The sequence below is a fragment of the Segetibacter sp. genome (assembly GCF_025963695.1).
Taxonomy (GTDB): domain Bacteria; phylum Bacteroidota; class Bacteroidia; order Chitinophagales; family Chitinophagaceae; genus Segetibacter.
This window is the reverse complement of record NZ_JAOQAH010000028.1, coordinates 78,637-91,514: the sequence shown is the minus strand read 5'-3', so window position 1 is coordinate 91,514 and position 12,878 is coordinate 78,637. Positions and strand designations below refer to the sequence as shown.

Sequence of the window (12,878 nt, the reverse complement as noted above, 5' to 3'; positions counted from 1 at the left end):
AAACCGAAGAGAAAAGTTATACAAGCTGAAGGGAGTGACACAACGATGCGGGGTAAAGTTATACCGTTGGCTAACTAATTATTATTCGACATTCTTCTTGCTTTTATAAAAAAGCATTTGCGAATTATACCTGTATTTATGGTATAATTGTGAAACATGTCACAACGGTATTCCAAGTATTCTGCTGCCATTGTTTTAGTATTAGATCTTCTGATATTAAACCTCTCATTATTTATCAATTATTCTATTATTTCTAACGACGTTGTTTTCTCTTCTTTATTCTACCAGTTATTTTTCGTTTACAATATCACATGGATGTCTATTGCATTTGCAACCCGCAATATGCATTTCTCACGCCCCATAAATTATTGGGAAAGCCTGCACAAAGTGCTGACTTCATCCATCATTCATGTTATAGTCGTTTTAGGAATATTATACTTGCTTAAGCAGTACCATATTGGCAGGTTGTTTTTTGTCGCCCAGTTTTTATCATTTTCAGTAATTCTGGTACTTCAACGGATCATTATAATTTATGGCGCCAGTTATCTAAGAGTTAAGGGATACAATAGAAGGAAAATTTGGTTGTTGGGCGACGATGAAGTTTTACAGAGAGTTGAATACTCATTTAACAACCACCCCGAGTACGGTTATAATCTTATAAAACCATCGACAAAACATTTAAGCGAATACTCGATGCAAGAGATTAAAAACTTTATAGCTTTTAATCGAATTGATGAATTATTTATTTGTTTTAAAGAAATTAAAAGAGAATTTATAAACGATGTTTTAGAATATGAGAAAATGGGGGTGAAAATTAAGTTGATTTCGGACTTACAAATAGACTCTGCTAACACTCAACTTTTAAACTATCATAACTTTCCTGTAATACATATTTCGTCTAATGCTTTTGAAGACCAAAAAGCTAAATTGACAAAAAGAGCTTTTGACCTGGTTGCTTCATCCCTTATAATGATTTTTGGCTTTCCCGTTTTTTTACTACTAGTGCTAATTACAAAGCTGACTACGAAAGGAAGCGTTTTTTACAGACAGGAACGGATAGGAAAAAATGGCGTTCCCTTTTTTATATTCAAGTTTAGAACCATGCATTTGAACGCGGAATGCAACGGGCCTCAGTTAGCAAAAGAAAATGATCCGAGAGTAACTAGTTGGGGGCGGATAATGAGAAAAACCAGGCTAGACGAAATGCCACAATTTTTAAATGTTTTCTTCGGACAGATGTCAATTGTAGGGCCGAGACCGGAACGACGTTTCTTTATTGAACAAATAATTGAAAAGGCTCCAGAATATAAAAAGCTACTTTCAATTAAACCAGGCATAACTTCTATTGGGCAAATTAAATATGGGTACGCAGAGAATATCGAGCAGATGATACAAAGGATGAAATTTGACCAGGTTTATTTAAAAAATCAAAAGCTCACATTGGACCTCAATATCATTATGGCCACTGTTAGATTGATCATTCAGGGTAAAGGAAAATAATTAACTGCCAGGAGAATTGCATTAATTCTGATCAAATAAGGACGAAAAAGCGCAGAAACCTTTACAAATTATTTTGACCGATTCTACCCCAAACCCTTTAAATTGCGGTTCTTTTACATACAGAATCCGAAATAGTGAAGTTTAAAATCTTTTTTGCCAGTATTCTAATTCTACTGTCTTTCTCTTTGTTTGCTCAAATCCCTTCTTTACCGTCTAATTTATCAAATGCAAAATCCTCAGACATTAGTGAGGAACAGCTGACTCAAATTAAAACCTACTTAAGTAAAAATAACTTGTCAACGCAGCAGGCGTACGATCTCTTGCTGGCAAGAGGAATGAACCCGGCGGAAGCGACAAATTTAAGAGGACGATTGGAAGTATCGAACAATGTAATTAGCGGTAACAATACTGCGCAGGTAGATAACACAGGAGGCGGAGAACGACGTACATCGGACACAACGAACAAAACAGTGGAGGTAATTAATCCAAGAAAGATATTTGGACTTGAAATATTTAATAATGGAGTGCTTTCTTTTGAACCCAATATAAATATTGCAACTCCCGTTGGATATGTAATAGGGCCCAATGATGAAATCAACATAAATATTTTTGGTTACCAGGAGGCAAAGTACAATTTAAAAGTAGGTCCGGAAGGGGATATAAACATTCCATACGTGGGGGTGATGTATGTAGCAGGGCTAACAATTGAGCAAGCAACCGCAAGAATTAGAAATCGGCTAAGCACGGCGGGTTATGCTAATATAAGAACAGGCCTGACAAAAGTCAGTGTATCTATTGGCAGGATCAGGAGTATTAAAGTAACTATTTTAGGAGAAGTTAAAAAGCCTGGCAGTTACACGCTGCCCTCTTTAGCAACCGCATTTAACGCGCTATATCTTTCTGGAGGGCCGACAGAGATGGGTAGCATGAGAAATATTGAAATTGTTCGGAACGGAAGAGTTGTAGCCGTTTTAGACATTTATGATTTTCTTGTTAAAGCAGACCAAAGAAGCAACCTTCTTTTGCAAGACCAGGATGTGATTAGAATTCCAGCATATAAAGTAAGAGTATCGCTTGAGGGAGAGGTGAAAAGAACAGGACTATTCGAAATGAAACAGAATGAAACACTGCAGACATTGTTGGAGTTTGCGGGGGGTTTTTCTGACAGTGCGTATACCGCTAGCATAACTGGTTATAAAGTAACAGATGTAGAAAACAGAATAATAGATATTAATCAAAACCAATTTGCTGCTTACAGGCCGGGCAGGTCGGAGTCATTTGTAGTTAAGAAGATTTTAGGGCGTTTTATTAACCGCGTTACCATTTCTGGTGCGGTGTATTTACCCGGAGATTATGAATTAACTGAAGGGATGACTTTAAAAGACTTAATAAACAAAGCCCGAGGGCTTAAACAAGATGCCTATAATGGCCGGGGTTTAATTCTACGGAGCAGGGAAGATTTGACGCCCGAATATTTATCTTTTAGTCCGATAGACGTCGTTAAGGAAGCATCCGCGAACCCTACACTTAAACCAAATGACAGGGTAACAATATCTTCAGTAAGTCAGCTAAGAGAAAATACTACAGTAAGTATAAGTGGAGAGGTTAGAAATGCAGGTGGATATTCCTTTGTGGAAAATATGTCTTTAAAGGACCTTATACTTTTAGCAGGCGGATTTACAGATGCGGCCATTCCACAAAGAATTGAAGTGGCACGAAGACTCAAGACAGACTCTTTTAATATTAGTGATATCCGCGTTTCTGAAGTATTTAATATTACTTCTTTAAGTGACTTGCAAGAAAAAGGTTCAGATATAAAACTCCAATCTTACGATGCTGTAATTGTAAGAAAAAATCCTTCCTACCAGCCCCAGGTAAGTGTGTCGGTGGAAGGCGAAGTACCTTATCCCGGCGCTTATGTTTTAAAGAATAAAAGTGACCGCATAAGCGACGTTATTAAAAGAGCAGGAGGGCTTACATTACAAGCTTTTGAGCAAGGAGGGTATGTAACAAGGAGAAATAACAAAACAGTTATTGATCAGCTTAACAGCCAGAAGATAAACAGGATACAGGAAACGTTGAAAGATACCTCCGGAAAATTAGAGCAGCAGGTAGAGCGAGGTTTTGACCAAATTGCAATAGACCTAAATTCGATATTAAACAACCCTGGTTCTAAAAATGACTTGGTGTTGGAAGAGGGTGATGTAATTACAATACCTAAAGAAAAAATGGACGTAAGAATAAGTGGACAGGTTTTATTTCCAACAAGAGTAGTGTACCAGGAAAGAATGGATCTGAAAGATTATTTAAGTCGGGCCGGCGGCGTATCAGACAACGCTCGCAAGTCTAAAATTTATGTACTGTATCCCAACGGCAATGCTGCAAAAACAAGTCATTTCTTGTTTTTCAAAAATTACCCTAGAATTACTCCGGGTTCTGAAGTAATCGTACCAAAAAAACATGAGGTAGAAAGAAGGAGACTCAGCACAGGAGAAGTAATTGGAATCTCAACCGCAATTACATCCTTCGCAGGTGTTTTGTTGTCGCTATTAATAAATGCTACAAAATAGTAGCCAAGATAAGTATAGATCCTTTATGAATGAAAAAGACACCCAACCCATTAATTTAATAATTCTCTACAAGAATACCTCAAAAGCTTTCAAGTACTTATTGTCCCAATACTTAATAATACTCATAATTTCAGTAGTTTTTGGACTCATAGGTATTACCTATGCTTGGTTAAAAAAGCCCGCGTTTGTGGCTGAGCTTGTCTTTTCTGCAGAAACGGGGAGTGACAATGTTTTAAGCGGATATAGCGGCCTGGCCGCACAATTTGGATTTGATTTAGGTGGGGGATCAGGTGGTGCCTTTGAAGGGGATAACCTAATGGAATTACTACGAAGTTGGAGGATTATTAAAGCTACTTTATTATCGGAAGCACCTGGCGCCGGGGGGGACAAATTGATGATAGACAAGTATATCGAAAACCATGAAATAAATAAATATTGGTTTAAAGATTCGGTACTTAAGAAAATTAAGTTTGAAAAGAGCCTACTTAATGAAGATAGAGCAAGAGATAGTGTTTTGAAAGCGGTGTACAAAAAAATCATTTTGGATCAGCTTGATATTAGCAAGAAAGATAAAAAGCTGAATTACATAACAGTAAAAGTGAAGGATGTTAATGAAGAATTTTCGAGAAGATTTGTCACAATATTGATAGATAACGCATCCAGATACTATGTTGAATATAAAAGTAAAAAAGCTAGAAAAAATTATGAGTTAGTTAGTAGATTGACGGACTCTGTAAAAGCACTTGTTTATGGCAACATAACAAGTTACGCTGTATCGAATGATCTGAACGTAAATCCGATAAGGCAGGTGGTAAGAGCAAACACCCAAAGGATCCAGCTGAATACTCAGGCAAATTCGGCACTATACACAGAACTATTGAAACAATTAGGCATATCTCAAATCACCCTTTTAAAGGAAACACCCTTAATACAAATTATAGACGAACCTAGTTTACCCTTAAAGAAAGAAAAACCAGGGCGACTTTTAACCGGTATCGTTTTTTCAATAATAGGTGCTATTCTTACTGTTCTTTATTTGCTTTTTTCCCGCTGGATTAGAACTAATATTACAAGAAATAGCGATAACTAGTAGGGGGCACCAATACTCAATTTAATGAAACTTCTTCACGTAATTACCAAGCTAAACAACATGTATGGTGCTCAACGACATGCTGTTGAAAGCATTAAAAATCATCTATCTAAAAATCACTCTTGCTTGGTCATCACTGGTGAAGTTGGAATAGCATCTAGGGCTTTAGAAGACATTGGAGTTCAAGTAGTACTTGTTGGTTCGCTTAAAAACTCTTATAATCCAATTACAGGTTATAAAGCGATCGTTGAAACAGTTGAGATACTACAAAGCTTTAAGCCTGATCTTGTTATTTCTCACTCGACAATAGGAGGTATTATAGCTAGAGTTGCTTGTTATCAAAAAAAAATTCCAAACCTTTTTACCGTGCAGGGCTGGCCCTTTGAAATCGGTACTAGTGCACATCAACGCTTCATCGCTTTGGTAATTGAGCGTATTTTAAAACGATACAGCGACAGTTACCAATGCGTCTCAAACTACACTGCAGAGTATGGCATTAAAACGTTGAATATTAAAGATGCTAGCAGGATATATGTATGTGGGAATATGCATGTCGAGAAAGAAAACACTACAACTTCCTCTCCTTTTAAGATTTATAATAATATTCTTATGGTTGCCGGTTTTAGGGACCAGAAAGATCATCTGTCTGCAATAAGGGCATTTGAAAGAATTATAAACTCAGGAAAACTGAATGATTTAAAGCTGACTTTTGTTGGCGATGGACCTAAAAGAAAAGTTATTGAGGACTTTATTAAGAAATTACAACTTACAGCCCACGTCGTGATAGTGGGTGAAACAAAAGATGTAGATATATATTATAGCCAAAGTGATATTGTAATTCTTCCAACTTTTTATGAAGGACTTCCCCTTTCTTTAATTGAAGCTATACAAATGGGAAAGCCTGTGATTGCCACAGACGTTGGAGGAATAAGAGAAATTGTGCATGATAACGTAAATGGAAACTTAATCAAGATCGAAGATGATGAGTCTTTAGCCAACCATATACTCGATTATTATACCAATGGCAAACTTCAGGAGTTATCAATTCAATCACGAAGAATTTATAATCAGTACTATAGTTATAATAAAACTAGCGAGCAGTTGAACAAAATAATTCTTAAAGCGAGCCAGTCATCCATGTTTAAAAGACAGCAAGATTAGTATGACTTTTATTTTTCAAGCCGCCGGAAGTGTCTGACTATATAATATTATACTTTGTTTTCATTTGCCTGGCCACAGTAGGAGTTTTTTTTATAGATAAGAAACAACCCATATTTTTTTACTTTGTTATAGGCATTATATTAATACTAATTGCTGGTTTTAGAGGGGAGGGAGTAGACCGCGATTATGAGAATTATAGTTTACTGTATAAAGGCTTTGATACCCTAACGTTACTTTTAACAGAGCCAACATTTGTTTTTATATCATGGTTGATAAAATCTTCAAATGATAATGTCGTCGGCCTATTTATCATTTATGCATTTTTAGGAGTAACTCTAAAATTTTTTGCTATTCGTCTTTTGTCATATCAATCTACATTATCTGTTCTTATTTATTTTTCTACATTTTTTCTTCTGCATGAAATGACGCAAATAAGGGCTGGAGTAGCATCGGGCATTTTTCTTCTTTCTATTCAGCCATTGTTTGACAGAAAACTTGCTTACTTTTTTGCTTTAGCTGTTCTTGCTATTCTTTTTCATTATTCTTCATTTATTATTTTACCCCTTTATTTTTTATCACCTTCAAATATTAAAGTAAAACTTTGGGGAGCTGCAATTCTCGCTGTCTATTTTCTTCACTTTTGTAATATTCATTTCACCTCACTTTTGGAGTTCCTACCTCTTCAAAACGTGCAGTATAAGTTAGAGGCCAACAAAGAAGTAATGGCAATAAATGAGGATAAAATAAACGTCTTTAACATCTTACAAATTATGAGACTTATTTTTTGTTTTTTATTTTTATCCTTTATTGATTTAATACAAAAAGCAAATAAGTATTCAATCCTGTTATTAAAAATTTACATTCTTTCTGTTTGTTCCATGGTAGCTTTTGCAGATGTTCCCACTTTTTCAGTAAGAATAAGCGAGTTTTTCGGCGTTGTAGAACTTATAATTATTCCTTTCTTAGTTTATATTGTATTACCTAAAAGAGCCGGTGCTATTGCAGTTGTTATTGTTGCTTTAATACTCATTACGACAAATTTATTTTACACAAAATTGCTATCGTTTGTATAATAATTTCCAATGCGCTTTGCTATAATATCTGTTGCCTTTATAGGCTTTTTCACATTGCATTGCAAATTCTCCTTTTGCCAAAAAAAGCAAAAAGAATTTGTATTAGCTGCATATTGGCCGCCTGCTTTAAATACTACAAATTATAATTCCGGAAGTTTTAATAATCTAGACGTATACAACTATAAAAAGTTGAAAGATTGTGAATTCGGTCTTATTATAGATGGTATGCAGTTCCTTCCTCAAAGTACTACTTATGCACCGTCGGTGATTAAACGATATTATCTTGCTTTGTTGAAAAAATTTGGGTTAGCCACTTTCATAGCGGAGTCTAGAATTTCCCTTTTTTCAATTCCAGACTCCACAAACTCGAATCAAAGCATGTGGAGTTTTTATCAAAATAATACTGCTTTAAAAGCTGCGGGTGACTTGCCAGGATTATATCTTGGAGATGAGCCGAAAGATCCTATGGCTTTTGAAGCCATAAAAAGATGGACAGACATTTTTACAAAGCAATTTCCAGAAAAGTTCACGTTCATCAATCTATTACCTCGTTATGCTTTTAAAACTGATACTTCTTACCTGGCCTATCTGAACGTTTTTTCTAAATATTCCAATAAAATATCCATTATTGCCTTTGATCATTATCCTTTTAGAATAAACCCTGATAGAACTGCTTTTTTTTTATCGTCATATTTTTACAATCTAGAATTATTTAGAAATGTCTTTAAAAGAAAAAACATTTGGGCTACTATTCATTCTGTAAACAATGACGGAAACATTGCTAGTGCTACTGGGGCTCAACTCAAATTTATGGCCTTTTGTCCAATTGCTTACGGGGTAAAAGGTCTCACCTATTGGCCGTACCACGTTTACAAAAACACTCCAAATTTAACCTCTGCAATTGACGAAGACGATAAAAAATATTCGCAGATTAAGGAGATTAATACGTTTATAAAATCTGTTGTCGGACCAGTTGTGATAAGATTTCAAAATCTGGCCACTCTACATAAAAGCAATACTTTTTTAAACGCTCATTACCCTTTCAAACCTTCGGAGCTTATTGAAAATTATAAAGGTATAGTTCGCAACGTCAATGAAAATGAAATATTGTTAGGCATTTTTGGCGCGAAAAAATTGGAGGGGCAAGATGAAGTCAGTTATATATGGATTGTTAATAAGAGTACAAATAGCACTCTTAAAGACGTAGAAATTACTTTAAAAGGAGATTTTCGTAATAGAGTTAAATTGTCTGTTCGTTCTGTCGGGTATCGCAGTAATATTCATAGCCATTATGAAAGAGTTAAGAAGGTTTTATATAATAAGAAAACCAATTACTCCGTAGTAACCACCTCTAGCTTCGATCCTGGGGAAGGAAGAATGTTAATGCTTTTAAAGTAAGTAACTTTTATATTAAATAGGGACACGTACAATCTTCAAATTAAAAATCATATGCAATAAATGATAACAGGTGCAGTAGTAGTAACTTATAATCCACTTATCTCAGATCTTACAATTTTAATTGAGAATATAATTGAAACTGTAAAAACCGTTGTAATTGTTGATAATGGAAGTAAGAATATAAATGAGGTTCAAAACTTTATAGAACGATATAAAAGCATTCACTTAATGCTTTTAGGAGAGAACAAAGGAATAGGGTTTGCTCAAAACAGGGGTATAGAGAAAGTGTTCTCAGATGAAGCAGTTCAGGGAGTAGTAATTTTTGATCACGATAGTCACCCCGAACCAGATATGATACAAGTACTGGCTTCAGAATATGAAAGACTTATAAGAGAGGGCGTAAAGGTGGGTGCATTAGGTCCTGTGTACGTCGACCCACGTACCCAGAACAATTATCCTATTTCTGTTTTTTCCGGTTTTTCTTTAAAGAAGAAATATCCTGTGGCAGGCATCTCAACACCTATTCCGGCTTCTTTCATTATTGCTTCAGGATCTTTAATACCGAGAGGTACTTACCAGGATGTGGGCGGTATGAATGAAGCGTTTTTTATAGATTATATAGATATAGAATGGGGGTTTCGAGTTCAGTCAAAAGGCTATCATTTGTTTGCATGTCCCTTTGCTAAAATGTATCATCAGGTAGGCGATTCGCGACTAAAGGTTTTAGGAAGAGAAATATCGATTCACTCTCCTCTAAGAAGGTATTACCTCGCCCGCAATTCGGTTTTTATGTTAAAAACAAATTATATCAACTGGAGGTATAAGGTTCGTGAATTCTTCTATTCAATATCACGTGTTTTTATTTTCGTTGCACTGGTAGATAAAAAGCGCACTTATTTAAGATATATTTTAAGAGGCTGGTATGACGGTTTAAGTGGCAAAACCGGGCCGTGTACGATAGTTTAAAAAAACAAGATTAAGCACAATCAATATTTCAGCCACTAGCAGAGATTGTATAATGGAAAAAACTGAATTTATAAAGAATGCATTGATGCTAAACACTAGTAGTATAATAATAGCTGAAGCGAGAAAATAAGGAGAATTTCTAGAATCATTAAAATGATTATGAACCAGAAGATTTAAAAAATAGCGGGTATTTATGCTAATAATTATAATGGTTAGCATAAAATAAAAAAGACATTTGTAGAAGATATAATTCAACTCCTTTGGCTGCTTAAAGTAATCAAAAACGATTGGTGAAATAAAATAAGTAAACGCACACCCTACCACTATTAGTAAATAAAAAAATAGAAATAGACGATTTGATTTTTTGCTAGTAACAGAACCTTCTGCACAAATAACAGGAAATATACTATTGACAAAAACGGCAAGTAATGCTCTGATGGCCATAAATATTTTCTCTGCAAATGCATATATTATAACATGTTGGCTATTTTTTATAAATCCGACAAAAAAGCTAAGGCAGGTTGTAGGCGTCATTATTAAAAATGAATTGGCAACAAACGGCCAGTCTCTTCTTATTATTGTAACAGCATTTTTTACAATACCTCCAGACACAACTACTCTAATTTTATAGACAGCACAAAATCTTATAAAAGTAACTATTGAAATTACAATTGTAGCCAACCCAACTAAGGGCATCAGGAACGACATATTGAAATTGAAGAAGATAAATGCAAGGAGTAGACACAAAAAAAATATCCGGCTAATAAAGTTCGAAATGATAAAAAAATATTCTTTACTGCTACACATGTATAACCAGTAGAAATTAATATTTATTCCAACGATGAAAGTGTAAGCTAAAATATTAGACAATGCATGTCTTTGTAATATCGGTGTATAAAAGACGATAGGTATCCAAACAATAAAACCGATAATAAGAATTAAAATCTTAATCCCAATATAAGAGTGTATGTCGTTAATAATATTGGAAGATACCCGAGTAGATGAGATACCTCCTTCACTAAGAGCAGCCTTTAAAAAAATAGTATTTGACGAATAATCAGAAAAAAGAAGATAAATGTTAGAAAAGTTTATAAGTAAAAAGATTGAAGCAATATCATTACTATTTTTAAGTTTTATTAAAATTCCTATAATTAGAACGGGAAAGAAAGAATTAAAAATTTGGGAATAGAATACACGAAAAAATTTTTTCATCAAGAGCTCGTTAACGTTCAATTTTTATAAAAGTAATGAAAGATTTTTTATCAGTCCGAAGCCGAAATGCGACAGTTAGAATAGGAATGCTAAGTGACAAATTGTTCAATGCGGCAAATAGCGCTTTCAGTAGAAGTAAAAGCTTTTTTTTGGATAAAGCCGGTATCGAAATAGGAGGTCCAAGTCATTTTTTTACTAATAAAGGATTATTTCCAATATATACTTTGGCCCGCAGTGTGGATGGTTGCAATTTTAGCTCGAACACCGCATGGGAAACTGATATTAGGGAAGGCAAGACTTATAAATATTTTAAAGACAAATTAGGTTACCAATATATTTGCGAGGGAGCAGACGTTGCATCAATCCCAAAGAAACAATATGACTTCTTATTATCGTGCAATAATCTTGAACATATTGCTAATCCCCTAAAGGCGATTTCTAATTGGCTTAACTTATTAAAAGATGGTGGAGCCGTGGTTTTGGTTTTACCGCGAAAAGAATCAAATTTCGACCATAATAGACCTGTAACCACTTTTAATCATCTTCTTGAGGATTTTAAAAACAACATAAAAGAAGACGACCTAACTCACCTGGATGAAATACTTCTGCTGCATGACCTGAAATATGATCCACTGGCGGGCTCGTATAATGATTTCAAAAACCGTTCATTGGATAATTTCCACAACAGATGCCTTCATCAACATGTTTTCGACTTCAATCTTCTCGAGCAAATTTGCCATTATTTTGAATTAAAAATAATAGCACATAAAACACTTACTTCTGACCATATAGTTGTGGCTCAAAAAAAAATGGAAATACCTGCTAGTTAAAGCATTCACGCTGCGGGCTATTGTTAGCCCCTCTTTTATTACCTTTCTATATTCTTTTAATTAAATCTGTAACGGAACAATGAATATTTGCATTATTGGTGGGTCTGGTTTTATTGGTGGGTATTTAATTGATCTGATTTCACCTACTCATCATTTGTTAAACATAGATAAGGTTAGTAGTTTAAAACATCCTGATCTTTCATCTGTAGGGTGTGATATTACCAACTATGAAAAGCTTTGCCAAAGCGTACCAGCCGAAACCGATCTGATTGTCTTGCTTGCTGCTGAACACAGAGACGATGTTTCTCCCACTTCGCGGTACTACGATGTAAACGTAGAGGGTACGCAAAATGTGCTGAAAGTGATGACAGAAAAAAATATTCATAACATCATTTTTACCAGCTCTGTTGCAGTATATGGCTTAAACAAACACAAGCCCGACGAGTTTTCGGCTACCGATCCCTTTAATCATTACGGCAAAAGTAAATTAGAGGCAGAGAGCGTGTTAAGAAGATGGTATGACAATGACCAGAACGGAAAATCTCTGATTATTTTAAGACCTACTGTTGTGTTTGGTCCAGGCAACCGGGGAAATGTATACAACCTGCTCGAACAGATAGCTTCCGGCAAGTTTATAATGATCGGTAATGGCAATAATAAAAAGTCAATGGCATATGTTGAAAATATTGCAGGCTTCATTGCTCACTGTATTAATTTAAATTTTAAAGGATTTCATCTTTTCAACTACATAGACAAGCCTGATCTTTCAACAAAAGAACTGGTAGAACAATCTGGGTTGGCATTGGGAACAAAAACTATTCCCTTTAAAATCCCATATTTTATTGGTTATTCTGTTGCCAAAAGCCTGGATATTGTATTAGGAATAGTTAAAAAGAAGAACCCAATCAGTGCAGTTAGAGTGAAAAAATTTTGTGCGACTACACAATTTGAATCTTCGACTATTCATACCACGGGCTACAAACCACCCTTTACTTTGCAGAAAGGATTGGAAATAACAATAAAAAGTATCGTCAATGAAAAAGTGACAAAATTTATTAAGTAACGGTATTTACCTCGC

The 12,878-nt window shown here is 34.9% G+C and carries 10 protein-coding genes; 9 read left to right on the top strand and 1 reads right to left on the bottom strand.

Annotated features, from left to right (window positions below):
* Positions 1-156 precede the first annotated feature (156 nt).
* The 7 genes from JWR87_RS03835 to JWR87_RS03805 all read left to right on the top strand — a co-directional run bounded on the left by JWR87_RS03835 (position 157) and on the right by JWR87_RS03805 (position 9,758).
* Positions 157-1,500 carry a sugar transferase gene (locus JWR87_RS03835; RefSeq protein WP_297815785.1) on the top strand — a complete coding sequence of 448 codons (1,344 nt, stop codon included), beginning with the start codon at positions 157-159 and terminating at the stop codon, positions 1,498-1,500.
* Between the two features lie 134 nt (positions 1,501-1,634).
* Positions 1,635-4,070 carry an SLBB domain-containing protein gene (locus JWR87_RS03830; RefSeq protein WP_297815782.1) on the top strand — a complete coding sequence of 812 codons (2,436 nt, stop codon included), beginning with the start codon at positions 1,635-1,637 and terminating at the stop codon, positions 4,068-4,070.
* Between the two features lie 25 nt (positions 4,071-4,095).
* Complete coding sequence (locus JWR87_RS03825; protein WP_297815779.1) at positions 4,096-5,160, top strand: hypothetical protein; 1,065 nt, start codon at positions 4,096-4,098, stop codon at positions 5,158-5,160.
* A gap of 24 nt (positions 5,161-5,184) precedes the next feature.
* Positions 5,185-6,321 (top strand): glycosyltransferase, encoded by a 1,137-nt coding sequence (locus tag JWR87_RS03820; RefSeq protein WP_297815777.1) that lies wholly within the window; start codon positions 5,185-5,187, stop codon positions 6,319-6,321.
* 29 nt (positions 6,322-6,350) lie between these two features.
* On the top strand, positions 6,351-7,394 hold the full coding sequence (locus tag JWR87_RS03815) for an EpsG family protein (protein ID WP_297815775.1): 1,044 nt from the start codon (positions 6,351-6,353) through the stop codon (positions 7,392-7,394).
* Between the two features lie 9 nt (positions 7,395-7,403).
* Positions 7,404-8,792, top strand: a complete 1,389-nt coding sequence (locus tag JWR87_RS03810) for a hypothetical protein (protein ID WP_297815773.1) — start codon at positions 7,404-7,406, stop codon at positions 8,790-8,792.
* A 60-nt stretch (positions 8,793-8,852) separates the two neighbouring features.
* The gene (locus JWR87_RS03805) at positions 8,853-9,758 is read left to right on the top strand and encodes a glycosyltransferase family 2 protein (protein WP_297815771.1); all 906 of its coding nucleotides are present in this window, start codon (positions 8,853-8,855) and stop codon (positions 9,756-9,758) included.
* Here the strand turns inward: JWR87_RS03805 and JWR87_RS03800 are convergent.
* The gene (locus JWR87_RS03800; protein ID WP_297815769.1) at positions 9,723-10,454 is read right to left on the bottom strand and encodes a hypothetical protein; all 732 of its coding nucleotides are present in this window, start codon (positions 10,452-10,454) and stop codon (positions 9,723-9,725) included. The genes JWR87_RS03805 and JWR87_RS03800 overlap by 36 nt on opposite strands.
* Before the next feature lie 551 nt (positions 10,455-11,005).
* Here JWR87_RS03800 and JWR87_RS03795 point away from each other — a divergent pair.
* Positions 11,006-11,800, top strand: coding sequence for a methyltransferase domain-containing protein (locus tag JWR87_RS03795; RefSeq protein WP_297815766.1), 795 nt, complete (start codon positions 11,006-11,008; stop codon positions 11,798-11,800).
* Positions 11,801-11,879: 79 nt separating this feature from the next.
* Positions 11,880-12,863: an NAD-dependent epimerase/dehydratase family protein gene (locus JWR87_RS03790; RefSeq protein WP_297815763.1), complete on the top strand. Its 984-nt coding sequence runs from the start codon at positions 11,880-11,882 to the stop codon at positions 12,861-12,863.
* Positions 12,864-12,878: the final 15 nt, after the last annotated feature.